Source organism: Nonomuraea zeae (assembly GCF_005889725.1).
In the GTDB taxonomy this organism is placed as follows: Bacteria; Actinomycetota; Actinomycetes; order Streptosporangiales; family Streptosporangiaceae; genus Nonomuraea; species Nonomuraea zeae.
Map to the genome: position 1 here is coordinate 88,779 of NZ_VCKX01000004.1, position 18,784 is coordinate 107,562.

General features: G+C 69.4%; 19 protein-coding genes and 3 pseudogenes. 14 read left to right on the top strand and 8 right to left on the bottom strand.

Features of this window, described 5'->3' with window-relative positions; all coding sequences use genetic code 11:
- Positions 1–400 precede the first annotated feature (400 nt).
- The 4 genes from ETD85_RS02420 to ETD85_RS02435 all read left to right on the top strand — a co-directional run bounded on the left by ETD85_RS02420 (position 401) and on the right by ETD85_RS02435 (position 3,347).
- Positions 401–1,147 carry a CPBP family intramembrane glutamic endopeptidase gene (locus tag ETD85_RS02420; protein ID WP_206058036.1) on the top strand — a complete coding sequence of 249 codons (747 nt, stop codon included), beginning with the start codon at positions 401–403 and terminating at the stop codon, positions 1,145–1,147.
- A complete protein-coding gene (locus ETD85_RS02425; protein ID WP_138687917.1) occupies positions 1,144–2,025 on the top strand; it encodes an AfsR/SARP family transcriptional regulator in 882 nt (293 codons plus the stop codon). The genes ETD85_RS02420 and ETD85_RS02425 overlap by 4 nt, the downstream gene beginning before the upstream one ends.
- A 145-nt stretch (positions 2,026–2,170) precedes the next feature.
- The gene (locus tag ETD85_RS02430; protein WP_138687918.1) at positions 2,171–2,776 is read left to right on the top strand and encodes a hypothetical protein; all 606 of its coding nucleotides are present in this window, start codon (positions 2,171–2,173) and stop codon (positions 2,774–2,776) included.
- A gap of 328 nt (positions 2,777–3,104) precedes the next feature.
- Complete coding sequence (locus tag ETD85_RS02435) at positions 3,105–3,347, top strand: hypothetical protein (RefSeq protein ID WP_138687919.1); 243 nt, start codon at positions 3,105–3,107, stop codon at positions 3,345–3,347.
- Between the two features lie 162 nt (positions 3,348–3,509).
- Here the strand turns inward: ETD85_RS02435 and ETD85_RS64425 are convergent, their stop codons facing one another.
- Positions 3,510–3,728, bottom strand: coding sequence for a hypothetical protein (locus ETD85_RS64425; RefSeq protein WP_206058037.1), 219 nt, complete (start codon positions 3,726–3,728; stop codon positions 3,510–3,512).
- Between the two features lie 209 nt (positions 3,729–3,937).
- Between ETD85_RS64425 and ETD85_RS64430 the strand changes: the two genes are divergently transcribed.
- The 3 genes from ETD85_RS64430 (at position 3,938) to ETD85_RS02450 (ending at position 5,728) form a co-directional block, all read left to right on the top strand.
- Positions 3,938–4,660, top strand: coding sequence for a tyrosine-type recombinase/integrase (locus tag ETD85_RS64430; protein ID WP_206058038.1), 723 nt, complete (start codon positions 3,938–3,940; stop codon positions 4,658–4,660).
- Positions 4,657–4,986 carry a helix-turn-helix domain-containing protein gene (locus ETD85_RS02445; RefSeq protein WP_138687920.1) on the top strand — a complete coding sequence of 110 codons (330 nt, stop codon included), beginning with the start codon at positions 4,657–4,659 and terminating at the stop codon, positions 4,984–4,986. The genes ETD85_RS64430 and ETD85_RS02445 overlap by 4 nt, the downstream gene beginning before the upstream one ends.
- A 418-nt stretch (positions 4,987–5,404) precedes the next feature.
- On the top strand, positions 5,405–5,728 hold the full coding sequence (locus tag ETD85_RS02450; protein ID WP_138687921.1) for a hypothetical protein: 324 nt from the start codon (positions 5,405–5,407) through the stop codon (positions 5,726–5,728).
- Between the two features lie 113 nt (positions 5,729–5,841).
- On the opposite strand, the pseudogene ETD85_RS02455 reads toward ETD85_RS02450, so the two are convergent.
- Positions 5,842–6,756 (bottom strand): annotated as a pseudogene (locus ETD85_RS02455) (IS5 family transposase); the annotation flags it as partial.
- Between the two features lie 146 nt (positions 6,757–6,902).
- Between ETD85_RS02455 and ETD85_RS02460 the strand changes: the two are divergent.
- The 4 genes and pseudogenes from ETD85_RS02460 to ETD85_RS66660 form a co-directional block, all read left to right on the top strand.
- Positions 6,903–7,274 (top strand): Tn3 family transposase, encoded by a 372-nt coding sequence (locus tag ETD85_RS02460; RefSeq protein ID WP_276617152.1) that lies wholly within the window; start codon positions 6,903–6,905, stop codon positions 7,272–7,274.
- 436 nt (positions 7,275–7,710) lie between these two features.
- Positions 7,711–9,699, top strand: a complete 1,989-nt coding sequence (locus ETD85_RS02465) for a DUF7507 domain-containing protein (protein WP_138687923.1) — start codon at positions 7,711–7,713, stop codon at positions 9,697–9,699.
- A 372-nt stretch (positions 9,700–10,071) separates the two neighbouring features.
- Entirely contained in the window at positions 10,072–10,422 is a 351-nt protein-coding gene (locus ETD85_RS02470; protein WP_240778813.1) for a TetR-like C-terminal domain-containing protein, read from the top strand.
- Positions 10,423–10,438: 16 nt separating this feature from the next.
- Positions 10,439–10,537, top strand: a pseudogene (locus tag ETD85_RS66660) (IS5/IS1182 family transposase); the annotation flags it as partial.
- A 179-nt stretch (positions 10,538–10,716) separates the two neighbouring features.
- Here ETD85_RS66660 and ETD85_RS02485 read toward each other — a convergent pair.
- Complete coding sequence (locus ETD85_RS02485) at positions 10,717–11,454, bottom strand: formylglycine-generating enzyme family protein (RefSeq protein WP_138687925.1); 738 nt, start codon at positions 11,452–11,454, stop codon at positions 10,717–10,719.
- 143 nt (positions 11,455–11,597) lie between these two features.
- A pseudogene (locus ETD85_RS02490) lies at positions 11,598–12,083 on the bottom strand (transposase); the annotation flags it as partial.
- 233 nt (positions 12,084–12,316) lie between these two features.
- On the opposite strand from ETD85_RS02490, the gene ETD85_RS02495 reads away from it, so the two are divergent.
- Entirely contained in the window at positions 12,317–13,201 is an 885-nt protein-coding gene (locus tag ETD85_RS02495) for a fructosamine kinase family protein (protein WP_206058040.1), read from the top strand.
- Positions 13,202–13,384: 183 nt separating this feature from the next.
- Here the strand turns inward: ETD85_RS02495 and ETD85_RS62830 are convergent, their stop codons facing one another.
- The 4 genes from ETD85_RS62830 to ETD85_RS02515 all read right to left on the bottom strand — a co-directional run bounded on the left by ETD85_RS62830 (position 13,385) and on the right by ETD85_RS02515 (position 16,379).
- Positions 13,385–13,828: an integrase core domain-containing protein gene (locus ETD85_RS62830; RefSeq protein WP_170246467.1), complete on the bottom strand. Its 444-nt coding sequence runs from the start codon at positions 13,826–13,828 to the stop codon at positions 13,385–13,387.
- Positions 13,821–14,036 (bottom strand): helix-turn-helix domain-containing protein, encoded by a 216-nt coding sequence (locus ETD85_RS62835; RefSeq protein ID WP_170246468.1) that lies wholly within the window; start codon positions 14,034–14,036, stop codon positions 13,821–13,823. Before ETD85_RS62835 ends, ETD85_RS62830 begins: the two co-directional genes overlap by 8 nt.
- A gap of 391 nt (positions 14,037–14,427) precedes the next feature.
- Entirely contained in the window at positions 14,428–15,087 is a 660-nt protein-coding gene (locus ETD85_RS02510) for a response regulator (protein WP_138687928.1), read from the bottom strand.
- Positions 15,084–16,379 carry a sensor histidine kinase gene (locus tag ETD85_RS02515; RefSeq protein WP_420847225.1) on the bottom strand — a complete coding sequence of 432 codons (1,296 nt, stop codon included), beginning with the start codon at positions 16,377–16,379 and terminating at the stop codon, positions 15,084–15,086. Before ETD85_RS02515 ends, ETD85_RS02510 begins: the two co-directional genes overlap by 4 nt.
- Before the next feature lie 146 nt (positions 16,380–16,525).
- Between ETD85_RS02515 and ETD85_RS02520 the strand changes: the two genes are divergently transcribed.
- Complete coding sequence (locus tag ETD85_RS02520; RefSeq protein WP_138687930.1) at positions 16,526–18,094, top strand: alpha/beta fold hydrolase; 1,569 nt, start codon at positions 16,526–16,528, stop codon at positions 18,092–18,094.
- A gap of 93 nt (positions 18,095–18,187) precedes the next feature.
- Entirely contained in the window at positions 18,188–18,784 is a 597-nt protein-coding gene (locus ETD85_RS02525; protein ID WP_138687931.1) for a hypothetical protein, read from the top strand.

The window sequence follows — 18,784 nt, forward strand, 5'->3', positions numbered from 1 at the left end:
AGAACGGCGCCGATCAGGATGGCCGCTGCGCCCGCGCAGGGGATCGCCCAAGGCCAGGTGGGAACACGCACAGGAACATCGTCCCGTTACGCCCCATCTGGGGCAATGGGACCAGAGTCCCGCCCCACCCAGGACCTTGCGGGTCGGCGCCGGCGTCTTGTGCCCCGGCAGGTGGCCGGCCGAGGGAGGCGTCCGACGTCGAGGGAGGCCTTCCCCGAGTCGGGACCCGGTGGGGACCGGGTGCTCAGGCGGGTGGGACCGGTGGGCGAGTGGACTGCTGGTCATGCACACGACATCGCCACCGATCACACACCGAGTCACCCGACGGCAGCTGACGACCTTCGCCCTCGTCCTTCCCGCGCTCGTTCTGCCCACCGTGGCCTTTGCCGTGGCTCAGGGTGTGGATCTGGATCGGCTCGATGACGCCCCGGTCGGTGCGCTGATAGCGCTGTACGGGCAGGCGTTCATGCCGGCCGTGGCCGCGCTGATCGCGTGGGCGGTGGGAGACAAGGGACTACGCGGCTTCCCGTGGGGATTCCGCCGTACCCCCTGGAGGAACATCGCGGTGGCGTGGGCGCTGCCGGTGCTGGGGACGGGGCTGGCGTACGGGACGGCCTGGGTGACGGGGGCGGCGCGTTTCGACCCCGGCTCCACCAGCCTGCCGCCTCTGATGAGCGTGTTGCTGGGCCTCATCCCCGGGGTGGTGCCGTACATGGTGCTGGCGATCGGGGAGCAACTGGGTTGGAGTTCGTTGCTGGTCACGCGGCTGTCCAAAACCAGAGGCGCGGCCGTGATCGTGGGGCTGGCGTGGGCGGCGTTCCACTTTCCGTTGATGCTGTTCGTCCCAGGGGCGGTCCGGGCGGGGGTGCCCACGCCGTACGCGCTGCTGTGGTTCACGGTCGAGGCCGTCGCGCTGGCCTTTCCTCTGGTGGGGCTGCGGATTCGTACCGGGAGCATCTGGCCGGTCCTGGTGCTGCACGCGACCCTGAACGCCTCCATCTACCTCGCTGCCGAGCCCCTGACCGCGGCGACCGCACACTCAGCCTGGTGGCTGGGCGAAGGGGGCGCGCTCACGTCGGGCGCGATGGTCGTCGCCGTGCTGGCCACCCGGCGTTGGTGGCGTGACCCCAGGTGCGTGATCCGATGACGAAGGTAGGGCTGCGCGTGCTGGGCTCGTTCCGTGGCGAGGTGGCGGGCAAGCCTGCCAACCTCGGTCCCGCAGGTCAGCGCGCCGTTCTGGCCATGCTGGTCGGTGCGGGAGGGCGGGTGGTCACCACCGACGGGCTCATCGACGGCCTGTGGGGCGGCCGGCCGCCGGCCACGGCGCTGGCCTCGCTCCGGGTGTATGTCTCCAACCTCCGCCGTGTCTTGGAGCCTCGCCGGCCACCGCGCGCCCCCGCGTCCGTGCTGGTCAGCGCCGTACCTGGGTACCGGTTGTGCCTGGACTCGCGGGACGTGGACGCGTGGCGGTTCAGGGAGCTGGCGTACGCCGCGTTCGCCGAGCAGGACCGTACGCGAGCGGTCGCCATCGCGGACGAGGCCCTGGCGCTGTGGGAGGGCCCCGCGTACGCCGAGTTCGCCCACAAGCACTGGGCGGCACCGGAGGCGGCCCAGCTGGAAGAACTACGGCGAGCCACCGTGGAACACCGGGCCGAGGCCGCCCTGGACCTGGGATGGCACGCCCAGATCATCCCAGCGCTGGAGCAGCATACCCGCGATCATCCCTTCCGCGAGAACGCCGCGCGACTGCTCGCCCTGGCCTGTTACCGGTCGGGCCGGCAGGGTGACGCCCTGGCGGTGATCGCCAGGACCCGCCGCCTGCTGGTGCACGAACTGGGCGTGGACCCCGGCCCAGGGCTGCGGGAACTGGAGTCGGCCATCCTCGCCCAGTCCAGGTCCCTGGACCTGGTCTCGCCGCAGCCGCTGCGGCCGGTCGCCACCATACCGTCCCAGCGCCGCACGCCCGCCCACCGGCTCCGGCGTCCGTGGAGCCGGTATGCGCCGTGCCACCGCTGCCCGCCATGAGGCCGCCCGTGAACAGCTCGCGTAGCCCGTCCTTGGAGCCGCCCCCGCAGCGTCCGTGCGGTCCTCTGTGAAAGCGCAATACGCCCCCAACCCTTATCGCCAGGGCGGACCCACCGCCCGGCGGAACTCAAAGGAGAAGAAGACCATGAACATGCGAATCCTGGCCGGCAGCCTGGTGGGCAGCGGCGGCATCCTGTTCGCCCTCGGAAACGTCCTGCACCCCCTGGAGCACAGCGAGGCCGCCCACTCCGCCCCGACCTGGGAGGCGGCGCACCTCATCTTCGCCTTGGGCGGCCTGCTGATCGCCGCCGGGCTCCCCCTGCTGATCGCCGTGAGCCAGGCGCTCCGGCCATCCAAGCTGGCCTCGATCGGCGGGGTCGTGCTGGCGATCGCGTTCGCCGCCCTCGCTCCTGGCGCGTGGTTCGAGGCGTACGTCGCGCCGCTGCACGGCGTCGCCGAACAGGTGGAGGCCGGTGGCGGCGGTGCGGTCAACGCAATGGCCGGGATGGTGTGGATGGCGTCGCTGGTGGCGTTCGGGGCCGGGCTCGCGTGGCGCGGGGCGCGGCGCTCGGCGCGGCTGGCCGGCGTGGCGCTGCTGGTCGCGGCACTGGTGCTGATCGTCGGTCCGGGCCTGCCTGTAGTGGAGGGGTTGGTGATCATCCCGGCGACGGTTCTGACCGGTCTCGGGCTACTGACCGTGGGCGCGGCGTCGGCACGTACGACCGCCGAACCCGTCCCCGTGAATGCCTGAAAACGCAACACGGGACCGGCGCCGCCTGGGTCACGTCAGGGCTAACCGGTAGGCGGTGGTCTTTAGCCTGCTCGGCGGCCGTGGACTTGGCGCGGGCGACGCCAGGTCCGTGGTCAGGATGCGGTTGGCTCGGGCGCCAGGTCACGCTCCCGCCCAATACGGTGACCACCCAGAACCGCCCGGTCTCGGAGCCCACCAACCCCAGCCAGGCCAACAGTAGCTACACGATCAGCTGGCACCAGTGACCCCACCTCGCTCCAGGGTCCCGTTCCCGTTCCGGAAACGGGCCTTTCCGTTGGTGGCCGCGTCCAGTGGTCAAGGAGGAGAGATGGGCCGCTCATCTCGGATCGTGCTGCAGCACGACCTGGCTCGCGTCGCGGTCCAGCGGGTGAACAGGTGGGAGTACCTGACAGGGATCACCGACGCCGAGCGCGAGCAGATGCGCGCCGAGCGGCTGGCTCGCGGCGAGCCCTACGACTATGAACCTGGCCGACGACGAAACTTGACGCACTCGGTCGTGCACGTGCATGCGTGCTCGACATCCCCTCTTACGCGTGCAGGCGCGCGCTGACCCGGGAGCACCCCGTTAGCGCGCGCCCCAGGTGACCGCGCTGGTCGGACCGGGCGGCTGTGGTCTCTAGACGAGAGTAGTGGTCTCAGCGTGAGACCCGCTAGAGGTGGGGTGACCTGGGACGCTTGCCAGGCGATTACATCTGATGAACAATCCCTTCGTTCAATGTAAGTGACGGAGGGTGCTGGAGTGATGACTAATGACGGTCTCATCCCGGGCGCCGCAGGCCTTCATCTGGTGGACGGTCTGCCGCTGCTGCGCCCCGACGAACAGGTCTTCACCGCGATGCTGGACGGCTGGCGCAACCAGCAGCTGGCCCGGAACCTGGCGTTCGGCACGATCGACGGCCGGGAGAACACGGTCCGAGCCTTCGCCCGGCATGCCGACGCCTTCCCCTGGCGCTGGACTCCACTGATGGTCGATGAGTGGTGCGGCGACCTGCGCTCGGTCCACCACCTCAAACGGTCGACCCTGCGCAACTACCAAGAGGCGGTACGCAGCTTCTGCTCCTACATCACCGACCCGGCCTACGGCTGGCCGGCTGAGTGCGAGCAGCGCTTCGGCACCCATCCCGTCCAGGTCTGCCACGAGTGGAACACCGCGGTGCACGTGGCCGAGGCCGAAGCCGACGCGGGCAAGCGCGCCTTCACCGCCAGGAGCTGCAGGCCTTCTTCGATCACGCCGACGAGCAGGTCGACCGGGTACGCGAGGCCGGCCGCAAGGGCTGGCTGCCGATCTTCCGCGACGGGGTGCTGTTCAAGACCGCCTACGCCTTCGGCCTTCGCCGCAACGAGGCCCGCATGCTGGACTTGGTGGACTTCGGCCACAACCCCGACGGCTCGGAGTTCGGCGAGAACGGCGTGCTCTACGTCCGCCACGGCAAGGCGCAGAAGGGCTCGCCCCCCAAACGGCGCAGCGTGCTGACCGTCTGGCCCTGGGCGGCGGAGATCTTAAAGCAGTGGGACACCGAGGTCCGGCCCCTGTTCACCACCTCCGAAGCGGGCGCGCTCTGGCCCTCCGAGCGCGGCCCGCGCATCGGCTTCTCCCAGATCAACACCCGCTTCGCCGCCTACCGTGACGCGATCGGCCTGGACCGGGCGCTGGACTTCCACTCCTTCCGCCGCTCCTACGTCACCCATCTGATCGAGGACGGCTGGGACGCCCGCTTCGTCCAGGAGCAGGTCGGCCACGAGCACGCCTCCACCACCTCGATCTACACCTGCGTCTCCTCCGACTTCCGCACCCGCACGCTGCGCCGGGCGCTGGACGCCACCCTGGATGCCGCACTCAAACCCTCCCGGAGGAAGCGATGAAACGCCAGGTCAGCTACCAATGGCGGCTGCGCGAGACGATGGCCGCCCACGGCATGTTCGCAGCCACCGATCTGGCCCCGATGCTGGCCGAGCGCGGCATCACCCTGTCCTCGGTGCAGGTCTGGCGGCTCGTCACGCAGACCCCCGAACGGCTGTCCCTGCCCGTGCTGGCCGCCCTCTGCGACATCTTCGGCTGCACCCCGGACCGGCTCATCGCGACCAAGGCCGAGAACGCCCCCGCGCGTCGCACCGCCACCGACCCCGGCGAAGTCACCGAGCTGGCCCCGATCCGGCCCAAGCGGGCCCGAATCCAGCCCGAGAAGTAGCACATGCGCCATCTCACCGCCGAGCAGTACGAGCGCTGGCACCTGCGGGACTGCGCCCGCTGCGGCCGCCATGCGAAGAAGGCGGCGAACTGGTCCGATAGGCCGATCTGCCGCGCCTGCCTGGACAGGGCCACCCGCACCCGAGGCTGCTGCCCCGGCTGCGGCACCGACCAGCTCCTGCCTGGACGCAGCCCGGACGGCAGCCCGATCTGCCGCGACTGCGCGGGCATCACCCGCAGTTTCTTCTGCGACCGGTGCGGGTTCGAGGGCCGCCTGCACGGCGGCCGGCTCTGCGAGCGCTGCACCCTGGCCGACAAGGTCACGGCCACGCTCGACGACGGCACCAGCCGGATCAATCCCGCGCTGGCCCCGCTGGCCGAGGCGCTCATCGCGATGCCCGACCCCGTGGAAGGGATGGATGTGGCTGCGCACCGCCCACGTCCAGGACCCTCTCACTGGCCTGGCCCGGGGTCGCATCCCTCTGACTCACCAGGCGCTTCACCAGCTTCCCGGCTGGCGAACCGTCGCCTATCTGCGCGATCTGCTGATGGCCTGCGGCGTGCTCCCTACCGTCGACAAGCAGCTCCTGCACACCGAGACCTGGCTCACCCACCGCCTTGCCGAGCTCGACGGGCACGTGCACGAGCCGCTGCTGCGCCGCTTCGCCACCTGGCACCTCCTGCCCACCCTGCGCGCGCCCGGTCAGAGGCTCGTCATTCGGGCTATGGGCGCGGTTGGGTGAACAATCCCGGTTCAGTCTCGACGAGGATGCCGCGGCCGGCCAGGCGTTTGAGCTTGGCGCGAAGGTTCTGGATGTCGTTGCGCGTCAGGGGCAGGTCCAGGGCCATGGCCAGGTCACGGGTGCGCAGGGAGCCGCCGGCTTCGCCGAAGACGGTGAGGATCTGCTGGTAGGCGGGGTGGTCGGGGACCGCTGGCGGCGCGGGCGGTTCGGCCGGGGCGGGGTCCTCCTCGGCCAGGGAGATGAGGGTCTTTGCGGCGGCCACGGGTCAGGCGGCGGGACATCACATCGGTCATCGCCCAATACACCCGTGATTCGGAGCTGGCCGGCAGGTGCTCGTAGTCGCGGACCAGGCGGCGGTGGAACATCAAGATGCCGTACGTCTGCTCGACGACCCATCTCCTGGGCTGGGGGACGAACCCCTTGCCGGCGGGATTACGCTCGACGATCTCCACATCGATGCCCAAGCCGGCGCCATGCGCGACAACGGCCTGTTTGAATCCCTGGTCGACCAGCGCTTTGGTCACCGTGCCCTCGGTGCCGGCGGCGACCCGGTCCAGCAGCGCGATCCCGGCGGTATTCTCGTGAGCCGACCCGGTCAGCATGACCACGGCGATGACCAGGCCCAGCACGTCCACCGCCAGGCCGCGTTTCCTGCCCGGCACGCGCTTGGCGGCGTCTTTCCCGGTGGTGGAGGCGGGGACCCCGGCCGCGACGTGGACGCTCTGAGTGTCCAGCACGACCAGACTCGGGTCGGCTAATCGTTTCTTCTTCTCGCGCAGCTGCCAGCGCAGCAGGTCGTGGATCGTCTTGTCAGTGCCGTCGTCGCGCCACTTGGAGAAGTAGTAGTACGCCGCGCTCTTGGGCGGCAGGTCATGCGGCAGGTAGTCCCATTGCACGCCGGTCCGCCCCTGGTAGCGGATGGCGTTGACGATCTCGCGCAACTCGTAGCCGCCCTGGTGGCCGCTGACGGACGGGTGCGCGGCCTTCCACGCGGTGAGTACCGGCTCGATCAACACCCACTGCGCGTCGGTTAGTCGCTCGGGTACGGCTTACGCTCAGTCACCCAACCATCACAGCACGCCCAGGCCCGCCAACCGGCGGTAACGCTACAAATCCCAACGATCACACTGCGACATCACGGGCATAGGCTCACAAACTGCACTCTCAGAGAAAGATCTCGCGGCAACTGAATAAGGGGGAGAGCCTGCACGCGCTGCGCCGCGACCTGCACTACGCGCAGCAGGGCACGATCACCCGCCCGCACCTGGAGCAGCAGACCGAGCAGGCGTGGCGCCTGACCCTGCTGACCAACTCGGTGGTCGCGTGGACGACCGAATATTATTCCAGAGCGGTGCTGGAGCTGCGTCCGCAGGGCCGGGAGGTGAGCGACGAGATCCTGTCGCACATCTCGCCCGGGCACAGCGACAACATCAACTTCTTCGGGGTGATTAATGTCGACGTGGAGGCGGAGCTGGCCAAGCTCGACACCAGCGGATGGCGGCCGCTGCGGCTCGCGCAGTTGCGCGAGCTAGGGCTGACGCCCTGACAGGCCCTGCGCCGCACTCGGAAGGAGCGGTGCAGTAGACGGGTGGAGGAGGCCGCCGGGGCGGCCCACGCCGTATGCGGCCGTCATGGTGTCGGCATCGAACACGACGGTGCGCCCGTGCACGAAAGCGGCCAGATCCGCCGAACGCGGCTGATGCAGGTCGATCTCGAGGCGGAGCGGCGGGGAGAGCGCGGCCAAAGCACCTGCTGTCGGACAGCCGCACCGCCTGGTTGGCGCCATGCCGCAGGCGATCTGCTGCTGCTTCGGGGTGCAGGGTGTCGGTTGCGTGCTGGCCGAGCCCTCGCTTGACCGGCACGGTAGAAATGAGCTGGAGAGCCGTTGAGCAGTGCGTCCTCAATGGACTGCCAGCATATGGTGGATCGTTTGCCATGTCGGTCAATCGATACCCGAGTACCCACCCCTACGTTGGGTTTCTGTGACAACACGGTCTGCTACCACTCGATCGAGAACTATCGAATCCGGCCTGAAACGGTGGGCCATATCCGGCGTGGCGCTTCTGGGCACGTTGTCGGCCGCGCTCCTACCGGCCCAGCCAGCAGCGGCGCAACCGGTGCCGCTGGTCGAGGAGGACTTCACGGGGGCCACCGCGATCCCGGAGTTCCGGGCCGTGGGATCGGCCTGTCTGACCGGTGCGCCGGCCGCGGGGCCGCCGGGGCCGGGGAACCGTCCTCTCACGGGATGCCCGGAGAACGCTGCGGGTCCCGTGCCGCCGACCGGAGCCGCCCCATTCGGCTACCTCCAGCTGACCAGCGCCGACAACGACCAGACCTCGGCCGTCCTGTACGACGAGCCGATCCCGGCCGAACAGGGCCTGCAGGTGACCTTCGAGCAGTGGCAATACGGCACCACCACGCCGGAGTTCTCGCCCGCTGACGGCATCTCCTTCTTCCTCATCGACGGCGCCGCCACGCTCGACCGGCCTGGCGCCTTCGGCGGCAGCCTCGGATACGCCCAGAAGCTGCCCGACGACAACCCCGCCAACGCGTTCGAGCCCGGGGTCAACCAGGGCTACGTCGGTGTCGGCCTGGACGTCCTGGGCAACTACTTCGGCGATTGGGAGCAGCGCGGCCGCGGTTGTGCCGAGCGTTCACCGGCCGGTACGGAATTCCGGATCCCGGCTCCGGGGGCCAACATGGTGACGGTGCGAGGGCCCGGTAACGGAACGGAGGGCTACTGCTTTCTGACCGCCACCACCAGCAACTTCACCACCACCGGGCCATGGCCCTCCACCTTGCCGGGCCAGCTGCACGGAGAAACGACGACGGTCCCCGATGACCCTCAGGCGGCGCAGGCCGCGCTCGAACCGTCGCGCCGCAGGGTGGACGTCCGGATCACCCCGGCGCCCGACCCCGTGCTGACCGTGTCGATCGATTTCAACGACGGCAACGGCATGCAGCAGGTGCTGTCCACGCCCGCGCCCACACCGGTGCCCTCGACGTACAAGTTCGGGTTCGCGGCCTCCACCGGTCTGTTCACCGACGTCCACCTGATCCGCAACGTCGTCGTCCGCCCGGTGGCAGAGCGGCCGGAATTGACACTCGACAAGCGGATCGTGAACGACGCGCAGTTGCCCGACCCCGTGCCGGTGGGCACCGAGGTGCCCTACGAGTACGAAGTGACCAACAGCGGGAACATGAACATCACCGACCTGGCTGTGAACGACGACGTGGTCGAGGAGGTCACCTGCCCGCAGGCCACCTTGGACGTCGGCGAGACGATCATCTGCCGCGGCATCCACACCGTCACGCGGCAGGACGCCGAACGCGGCTCGATCACCAACACCGCCACCGCGACCGGCATGGCCGACTCGACAGAGGTCACCTCGCCCGAGTCACAGGTCACGATCCAGGTCGCGGATGAAGGCGAGGGAATGCTCGAGCTGGACAAGAGCGTCGACAACTCCCGCCCATACCGGCCGGGAGACACGGTCGTCTACCGCTACACCGTTACCAACAACTCCGGCAGCACGGTGGATGACCTGCGGATCGAGGACAGCCACGTCCAGGACATCACCTGCGAGGACACAACCCTTGCCCCGGGCGCCGTCACGACCTGCACGGGCAGCTTCACCGTGCCGAGCAGCACGGGCGGCAAGTCGACGTGCAAGGGGCAGGACTGCCGCCGATCCATCACCAACACCGCCGTGGCCAGAGCCGGAGACCTGACCTCCGCCCCGGCCACGGCCACCATCCAGGTGGTGCAGGGGCCACACCACTGCCCGCCGGAGAAGCCGCACCATTCTTGGACACCTCACCGCGGCACGAAATCAGAGTGTGGCTCGGTAACTCCCAACGAGAGCTCGGTAAACCTTGACGAGACCTGGATGTGGGTCACCGACTCTCCTGACAGTCCCGGCGACGAGGAGATATCGATGGGTACGAGAACCGCCTCGGCACGCGGGTAACCAAGCCCCCGCGGTGAGCATCCGCGCCGACTGCTGCGGTCCGGCCGGTCCGCGACCACGATCGGCCCGGGTGCTCACCGATGTCGACCGGCGCGGCTTGACGCCGCTCTAGCACACCAACATGACGCCGTACGGGATGGTGCAACTGCGCCGTGACTGCCGCCTGAACCTGACCGGGCCGGCGTCCCGGCCGGAGGGTTGAGGCTCGTAAGGTGATCTGGCCGCCCTTGTGTCAAGGGCGGCCAGATCGCGGAGAGAGCAGGTCCGGGGGCGCGACCGTCTCACCAACCAAGAGCACTTGAGCTCTGCCCACGACGCGGCTTAGCCGAATACGGGGCGAATGTCGGCATCATGAGGTACCGCATTGTGCTCATGCGCGGTCCTCAGATCCACGCAGCCGTCGACCTGCTGGGCCGGCCGCCGTTCGGCCCGCTGGTCCGGGCGCTCGTGGGCGAAGCCCAATACGATCCCCAGGTCGCCGCCGCGCTCAACGAGCGCTTCATCGCCCCGCAGGAAGCCAAGACCGTCGCCCGGCTGGAAAAGGCGCGCGAGCAGGGGCAGATCTCACCCGACTTCGACCTGGACCTGGCGATGGCGATCCTGTCCGGACCTCTGTCCTTCAGGTACCTGATCACCAACGAACAGCTGACACATACCTACGTCGACCGCGTTCTCGAAGCCCTCTTCGCCGGGCTGCCGCTAAGGGCTGGGCAAGAGGTCTGAGCCACGGTACGCCGGAGTGACCGAGCAGCGACCGTACCCCAGCGACTTCTCCGACGCCCGATGGGCGCTCAGCGAACCCGTGCTGAGCGCCTGGCGGGCCGGCCGCCGCAACAGAGGCCTCGACTGCGAGCACTGCTCGTAGGCGCCGTGTCGGCGGGCGCACCGGGCCAGGTCCCGGTCGTGGCGGAACGCGCCACCCCGGGTGACATGCGGGTCGAAGGCCCAGTCCTCCGTGCTCGGCACCTCAATGGGAGGACCCGGGTAAGGGCGTAGAGGGCGGTCCTAGGCTGTCCTTCACCTGGCCGATGCCGCTAGACGAAAGCCCACGCCAATCGCCGCCAGGTCCTGCTCGTAGGCGCCGTGTCGGCGGGCGCACCGGGCCAGGTCCCGGTCGTGGCGGAACGCGCCACCCCGGGTGACATGCGGGTCGAAGGCCCAGTCCTCCGTGCTCGGCACCTCAATGGGAGCGCCCGGGTAAGGGGCATAGAGGGTGGAAGTCCACTCATCGGCGTTGCCCACCATGTCCAGCACGCCGAAGGGGCTGGCACCCTCGGGGAACGAACCGACCGGCATGGTGGTGCCGATGCCCAAGTCCACCAGATTGGCCAGGCCCGTGCGGTACTCGTTGCCCCATGGGAACTCGCGGCTGTCGTCACCGCGGGCGGCACGCTCCCACTCGTCCTCAGTGGGCAAGCGCACGTCAAGGCCGCCGAGCTGTTCCCCCAGCCACCGGCAATAGTCCATCGCCTCCTTCCAGGTGACGCCGATGACCGGGTGGCCACCCGGTGCCTGCGGCACCGGCCTCCCGGTGGCCTGCGCGAAGAGCGTCCACTGGCGGACAGTGACCTGGCTGCGGGCGATCCGGAACGCCGGAAGGTGGATCTCTGTGCGCGGGGCTTCCTTCCAGTACCACTCCACCGGCACCCCAGTGTCGGCGTAGCGGTGTGCCACCTCCTCCACCTCTTCGGCGGGTGTACCCCGACGCAGCATTCCGGCCGGGATCTCGACCCAGTCCACCAGTTCCACCAGCATGACCCCTCCACCGCTGATCGAAGAGATTCCATGATCGCTCCGGTGCCCTCAGATGCTCATCGGTCGGTGGACCCATGCTGACAGCGACCTTGGACCTAGGACCACACACGAGCCGGGACGACGCGGTCGGCCACGCAAGAGGCGAGCAGCGGGGAGTCGTGGCGGTTGGCGCCAGCCAGGACGCGGCCCAGCGGGATGCCGTAACCGTCCGTCGTGCCCGAGCGTTTCAGACCCTGTTTGCCGCGGTCGACCGGGGAGCGTCCGGCGACCTCGCCGCCGCCGGGGGCCTTGGTGATGGAGCCGTCGACAGCGATCTGGTCCAGGAGGAGGCCGATGATCCGGTCGCAGGACTCCAACGCGATCTGCTTGAGCCGGGCGAAGACGCCGAGGCGGATCCACTCGTCGCGGCGGTTGCGGATCGTGGTGGCCGAGCAGGTGATGTCGGCGATCGCCTGGTGGGAGCAGCCGAAGCGCAGGAGTTGCAGCATCTTGTCGAAGATGATTCGGTCACTGATGCGTGGGCGGTGGCAGCCCAGAGGATGGTCCGGGTGATAAACCGGCCGCTCGGGCAGCAGCGCCGAGAATTGATCCCACAGCGGCTCGGTCAGCCATGGCGGAAGGACGGGCACAGATCTCCCGGTGATCACGAAGCGTTGTCCGTTCATGATCATCAAGACCTGCGCCTGCAACACCCGCCGGGGTGCCTCAACCGCGCCTATCCGCTCGGCCTCTTATCTCGAAAGCACATCGGATGATTCGGGAAGGTACACCCCTTCCCCGCAGATCCACAGGCTTCGATCATTGCTCACGGGCCTCGGCCCTGATTGCCATGATGCGTGACCAGCAAAGAGGAGCACACCCCGTGACAGACGCGACATCCCTCCTGCTCGAACGCCTGCACGCGGCCGGCCTGACCGACGTCGTCGCGGTCGAACCGGCCACCGGAGGCCTCGCCGCGACCGCGGGGCTCGCGCGCCGCAGTGACGGCACGTCGGTGTTCGTCAAGGCGTTCGGCAAGCCGCCATCGGACGACGCCTTCGCCGCGGAGGCCGAAGGGCTCACCGTGCTGCGCGAGGCAGGCGGCGTCGCCACGCCCGAGATCATCCTGGCGGACCGCGACCTGCTCGTGCTGTCCGTGCTGGAGCCCCGGCCGGGCACCGAGGCCTTCTGGGAGCAGTTCGCGCACGCGCTCGCCCACCTGCACACCACCACGCGGCACCCCCGATTCGGGTGGCACCGGGACAACTGGCTGGGCCGTCGTCGGCAGGTCAACACCTGGGATGACAACGGGTTCGAGTTCTTCGCCCAGCACCGTCTGCTGCGCTGGCTCGGCGAGCGTCGCGTCCAGGAGGCGCTCGACGCCGCGGACCGGGCGGCGCTTGAACGGCTGTGCGACCGGCTGCCCGAGCTGCTGCCGGTCAGGCCCGCGTGCCTGACGCACGGCGACCTGTGGGCGCTGAACGTCATGGCCGCCTCCGACGGGCGGCCCGTGCTGATCGACCCGGCCGTGTCGTACACGTGGGCCGAGGTCGACCTGGCCCACCTGTGGACGACGGCGCCGCCGCCCGAGGCGCATGTGTTCTTCGAGCTGTACGCCGAGCTGACCGGGCTCGACCGCGACTGGCGCGAACGGATGCCGATCCTCCAGCTCCGCCAGCACCTGGCTGTGATCGCCCAGTTCGACCCCGACTGGGGCGCCGCCGACCTCGTGCGCGCCACGCTCGCCCCGTTCCGGCAGCGGCCCTGAGCACAGCTCAAAGAATCACTGCCTTCCGACCGCTGTGGAGGGAGCGATGATCGTCACATACTTGATACTCGCGCGGCTACCTGAAGGAGGCTTGTACGCCTTCGACGCTGATGGAGGGGCCGTTTTGCCATTCCTCGCCGAGTATGGAGGACGTCTTGAGCGACGACTGCGCACTCCGGGAGATCAGATCGAGGCCCACCTCATTACCATTCCCGACAGCGAAGTGGACAGGAAGTGGATCCCATCGGTGTGGATCTTGCGGCGCTTGGCGACCGTGAGCAGCAGCAGGTCCAGCTGCTCGAGTGAGCCGGGCATGCGCGGGATGAATGCGCCGGCCTCCCAGCGTGCCTGCGGCGCTGTCTTGGTCTCCGAATGGGGCCGCTGGTTGTAGACCTGATGGAAGAACCGGCCGATCGCGGCGTCCAGTTGGGGCAGGGTCAGCGTGGCTTGCCCGGCCCGGTCGCAGGTGCCGCGCGGCGCGTAGCCGGGCAGGTGGGCCAGGCACATCTGGTTGACGGTGCCGATCAGCCGCTCGATCTTGCCGTGGCCGTGCGGCTGGCCCTTCTTGGTGCCCTGCACGCCGAGGGTGACCAGCGCCGGGTCCAGCGAGCTGACGATCTTATGCACCGTCCAGTAGGTGGGGATCGGCCAGCTGCGGGCGGCGGCGACGGAAGCGGCCAGCCCGGGCCAGCGCCTCCAGCCCACCCCGCCGGTAGGCCGCCAGCCAGCGCTGCAACGTCCGGTAGGTGACACCGCTCTCGCCCTGCCCCGCCGCCAGCCGGGCCAGCGGCACGCCCTCATGCAGATGCGGGGCCAGCAGCTCATAGCGGGCCATCGCCGACCCACGGCCCGTTTTGGCGGCAGCCCGCCCGGAACGGGCCGGGGCGATAGCGGCTCCTTGCGGCTCCTCACTCGCGGTGCTCACCCTGTTATCGTCGGCCCCGCGCACCGCACAGCCACCAGCCTCGAAGCCACACTCATGCCACAGTCGGGTGGCGGCGACGTGCTCTTGGCACGCGCGTGGGCGGGCCCTCAGCTGAGGGTGATCTGGGCGACCAGGGTGCCGTTCTGGCTGGTCAGGCCGGGCTGGTGAGGCGTTGCAGGGGGCTGAGGACGTGGTAGAGCCAGAGGATGGTGGCGTTGTCGCCGGCGAATGGGCCGCTTGGTGTGGCGGCTTGACCGACTGGGCCGGTCGCATACGCCCAAAACTTCGCGACCCATGATCGTTAGGTGGCTCCGGTGCGAACCAGGCCGCTTTCGTAGGCGAAGACTACGGCTTGGACACGGTCGCGTAGGCCGAGTTTGGCCAGCACGCGGCTGACGTGGGTTTTGACGGTGCCCTCGGACAGGAAGAGGCACTCGGCGATCTCGGTGTTGGACAGGCCGCGGGCGATGAGGCTCAGCACCTCGCGTTCGCGTTCGGTCAGGACGTCGAGGCTGGCGGCGGGTATGGCCTGGGCGACGCCGATGCCGACATATCGTTCGAGGAGTCGGCGGGTCACGCTGGGCGCGACGACCGCATCGCCGCGCGCGACCACGCGGATGGCCGAGAGCAGGTCGGGCGCGAGGGTGTCCTTGAGGAGGAATCCGCTGGCGCCGGCGTGGAGGGCGGCGTAGACGTACTCGTCGAGGTCGAAGGTCGTCAGGATCAGCACCCGGACCCGGCTGGTGCCGGTGCATATGCGGCGGGTCGCTTCGACGCCGTCGACCTCGGGCATCCGGACGTCCATGAGCACGATGTCGGGCTGGAGTTCGAGGGCCATCTCCGCGGCCTGCGCACCGTCGCCTGCCTCGCCGACGACCTGCATGTCGTCGGCGTTGTCGAGGATCATGCGGAAGCCGGTACGGACGAGGGCTTGGTCGTCGGCGAGCAGTATGTCGATCATGTGGCGTGTCCTTGGATCGGGAGCGCCGCCCGTACGGTGAACCCGCCTCGGGGCTTCGGGCCTGCGGTGAACGTGCCGCCGAACAGTTTGACGCGCTCGCGCATGCCTCGCAGCCCGTTACCTGCGCCGGTGTTACTTGCGCCGGCGTCCCCGGTCCGGGCGCGGCCGTTGTCGCTGATCTCGATGCCGATCTCCGCGTCGTGGTAGGTGAGGACGACGCTGGCGGCGGCGCCCGTTCCGGCGTGTTTCATGGTGTTGGTCAAGGCTTCCTGCACGATGCGGTAGGCCGACAGGTCCATGGTGGCGGGCAGGGTCACGGGGGAGCCCTCGACGCGCAGCCGTACCGGCGTGCCTGCCCTGTTGACCTGCGTGAGCAGGGCGGGCAGGTGCGCCAGGCCGGGCTGCGGATGCCAGGCATCGTCCACCTCGCCGACCGCGGCGAGCACGTGTCGCATGTCGGCGAGGGAGTCACGGCCGGTGGTGACGATCGTCTCCAGCGCGGTCCGGGTATCGGCCGGGGTGTTGTCGAGCGCGGCGGCGCCGCCTTGGGCCTGGATCACCATGAGGGACAGGCCGTGGGCCACGACGTCGTGCAGTTCGCGGCTGATCCGGGCGCGTTCGGCGGCTACCGCGAGCGCGGCCTGCTGGTCGCGTTCGCGTTCGAGGTCTCGGGCGTGTGCGTGCAGCTCGTCGAGGTAGGCGCGGCGACTGCGGGCGCCGGAGCCGATGGCCCAGGAGGCGACCAGGGCCGAGCCGAGTACGGACAGGCCGCTCCAGGCATCGGCCGAGGCCTGGCGATGGACCCTCATGACCTCTTTCGGGCCGGATGGGGTGCCAAGGCCGGGGCCCATGGAAAGTACCTCGGATGGGCCGGGCATCGGGCGCTCGCCGTACAGGCTCCATCCGGCGGCCACAAGCAACAGGCAAGTCAGGGCCGCCAGCGAGGTGACCCACGCGTAACGGGAGGCCACCGTGTAGAGCAGAACCAGCACGCTCAGATCGATGATCATGAGAGGTGCGGCCTGCGCCACGTGCACCCCGGCGGACAGCACGCAGACGGCGAGCATCGGCAGCGGCCAGCGCCTGCGCAGCACGACGCCGCCGGCGGCGAGCGCCGTCGCCGCCCACCACAGGGCGAGTTGTCCGTCCTGTCCAGCGGCGACGGGGGTACCCGCCGTGTTGCCCACGATCGCGTTCGGGGCGTTGACCAGCACGCAGATCGCGAGCAGCACCGCGGCCGGCGCCGCGTCCTGCAGCATCGGTAAGCGTGACCACGCGCGAAGAGGCGTCATAGTCCTGTGAGCTTATGGTCAGGACCGATGCGCCCGCGTCTGCCGCAAGTCTGATCCGGCGACGCCCGTATACGTCTCAAGACAGATGCCCACGTGTGGCTGAGGGCGGACGCGGGTGCACGATCGCCGCCACCAAGGTGGGCCACATGACTGAACATGGACTTCTGACCGGCCGCGCGGTTGCCGCCGCAGCCGCGAGTGCCGTCACCTTGACCGCGCTGATCGCGGGCTCGCCCGCCGCGACGGCTGACAGCGGGCAGGCGCTGGCCTCGGTCACGTGGCGGTCGTGTCCCGCCTATTCCGGCGAGGTGATCCGTAGCCTTGCCGTCACTGATGAGCAACGGCGGACGTTCCGTGCGCTGCTGGGCCGGATGGAGTGCGGAACCGTCAGCGTTCCGCTGGACTACCGCAAACCAGGCGGACGGCAGATCACCATCGCGATCACCCGGGTCAAGGCCATCGACCGCAAGCACCGGCTGGGCAGCCTGGCGCTCAACCCGGGCGGGCCAGGCGCCTCCGGTTACCTGTTCCCGCTCCAGATCGCCTCGATGAACCAGACGAACGCCAAGCTCAACGACCGCTACGACCTGATCGGCTTCGACCCCCGCGGGGTCGGTTACAGCACCAAGGTCGACTGCCCGGCCCCCCAGGGCCAGGGCGTGCCGCCCCAGCCGGGGCCGCTGCCCGAGGAGACGGCCAAGCTCGTCCACGAGTCCGGGGTCGCGGCGAACAAGGCGTGCGGGGATTTCGATCCCGCCTTCCTCGGCCAGCTCACCACCCAGAACGCGGCCCGTGACCTTGATCGGGTGCGGGTCGCGCTGGGCGAGCGCAAGCTCAGCTTCCTGGGCATCTCCTGGGGTACCTGGCTGGGCGCGGTCTACCGCAGCACGTTCCCGGGCAGCGTCGGACGCATGTTCCTGGACAGCGTGGCGCCGGTGCACTTCCGGCTCGACGACTTCGAGGACGGCCACGCGGCGGGCACCGAGCGTCACTTCCCGCGGATGGCGGCCTGGATCGCGGAGCGCAACGGGACCTACGGCCTCGGCAGCACCGCGAAGCAGGTGCGGGCCACGGTGCTGGCGCTCGGCCGCGCCTATGACGAGCAGCCGAGGCGCTACAGCGACTGGGAGATGGTGGCCGATGGTGCCACGGTCGCCATGCTGGCCATCCAGAGCGCACCGGACTGGCCGCAGGTCGCCCAGGCGTTCAAGGAGATGCGGGACGAGAGTGACACCGCGCCGCCGGCCTTGAGGGGACTTCTCGGGCAGGGCACTCTGCAGCGCCCGCCGGCCGGCGCGCCGGAGCGGTTCAACGCGACCGCAGGCCAGGCCGTCTTCTGCAACGAGGACCCCAGCCGGCTCAACTTCTCCGACGCCTGGGCCACCTACCAGCGGCGACTTGAGCGCAACCCGGTCACCGGGCGGGCCAGTAGGTTCTCCGCCCAATGCGCGGGCTGGCCGCTGCCGGTGCAGAAGATCAAGGTGCAGCGCGGCGGCGGGTCGCTGGTGCTGGCCGGACACCGCTACGAAGCCGTCTCCCTGTATGAGTGGACCAAGCAGATGCACGCCGCCGTCGGCGGCACGGTCTTCACCGTCGCCGACGACGTGCACGGGTCCGTCCTGCGCGTGCCGGACTGCGCCGCCGAGCTCGTGTCGTACTTCACCACGGGCCGCATCGACCGCGGCTGCGACGGCACCGCCGTACCCGCGAAGTAGCCGACGCCGTCCTCACCCGGTAGCCGGGACGGCCACCGCACGCGCCGTCTCGGCGACCGGGCCAATACTCACCCGCACACGATGGAGAACGACATGGGAAGCACTCTCGGCCAGAGCGTGGCCAGGCGGAAGCGCTCACGTAGAAGCACCGCGCGGGCCATCGCACCGGTTCTCGCCCTGGCCGCCGTCGCTCTGACCGGCGTGGCCTGCGGGGACAGCCAGGACCCCGGCAGGACGGTGGCATCTCTGGCGCCGCAGGCCGGTGCGGCGTCCGCCGCCGCTTCGCAGGGCGGTTCCAAGGCCGATCCGGTGGCCTTCGCCCAGTGCGTCCGCGAGAACGGCGTGCCGGACTTCAAGGATCCGGAGCCGGGCAAGGGCATGGGAGAGGGGATCGATCTCAACTCCCCGGCGTTCAAGAAGGCCGCCGAGGCCTGCAAGGAGCTCATGCCCGCCCCGCCCCCGCAGAACGACCCCAACGCGACGTGGTCCACGGCGGACAAGCTCAAGTACGCCGCGTGCATGCGTGACAACGGCGTGCCGTCGTTCCCCGACCCTGACGCGGGTGGCGGTTTCAAGCTCAACGACGACCCAAACACGCCGCAGTTCAAGAAGGCCGAGGAATCCTGTAAGCACTACCAGCCGCAGAGCATCCGGAACATGACCCCCGGCAAGAACGGCGGCGGCAGTTGA

Bases quoted from the DNA above. Each gene is read 5' to 3' on its own strand.
- ETD85_RS02425 (WP_138687917.1), top strand. From the start codon at position 1,144: ATGACGAAGGTAGGGCTGCGCGTGCTGGGCTCGTTCCGTGGCGAGGTG.
- ETD85_RS02430 (WP_138687918.1), top strand. From the start codon at position 2,171: ATGAACATGCGAATCCTGGCCGGCAGCCTGGTGGGCAGCGGCGGCATC.
- ETD85_RS02435 (WP_138687919.1), top strand. From the start codon at position 3,105: ATGGGCCGCTCATCTCGGATCGTGCTGCAGCACGACCTGGCTCGCGTC.
- ETD85_RS64425 (WP_206058037.1), bottom strand. From the start codon at position 3,728: ATGCCGGGCGAAGGCTCGGACCGTGTTCTCCCGGCCGTCGATCGTGCC.
- ETD85_RS02445 (WP_138687920.1), top strand. From the start codon at position 4,657: ATGAAACGCCAGGTCAGCTACCAATGGCGGCTGCGCGAGACGATGGCC.
- ETD85_RS02450 (WP_138687921.1), top strand. From the start codon at position 5,405: ATGTGGCTGCGCACCGCCCACGTCCAGGACCCTCTCACTGGCCTGGCC.
- ETD85_RS02470 (WP_240778813.1), top strand. From the start codon at position 10,072: ATGCGCGGTCCTCAGATCCACGCAGCCGTCGACCTGCTGGGCCGGCCG.
- ETD85_RS02485 (WP_138687925.1), bottom strand. From the start codon at position 11,454: ATGCTGGTGGAACTGGTGGACTGGGTCGAGATCCCGGCCGGAATGCTG.
- ETD85_RS62835 (WP_170246468.1), bottom strand. From the start codon at position 14,036: ATGGCCCGCTATGAGCTGCTGGCCCCGCATCTGCATGAGGGCGTGCCG.
- ETD85_RS02510 (WP_138687928.1), bottom strand. From the start codon at position 15,087: ATGATCGACATACTGCTCGCCGACGACCAAGCCCTCGTCCGTACCGGC.
- ETD85_RS02515 (WP_420847225.1), bottom strand. From the start codon at position 16,379: ATGACGCCTCTTCGCGCGTGGTCACGCTTACCGATGCTGCAGGACGCG.
- ETD85_RS02520 (WP_138687930.1), top strand. From the start codon at position 16,526: ATGACTGAACATGGACTTCTGACCGGCCGCGCGGTTGCCGCCGCAGCC.
- ETD85_RS02525 (WP_138687931.1), top strand. From the start codon at position 18,188: ATGGGAAGCACTCTCGGCCAGAGCGTGGCCAGGCGGAAGCGCTCACGT.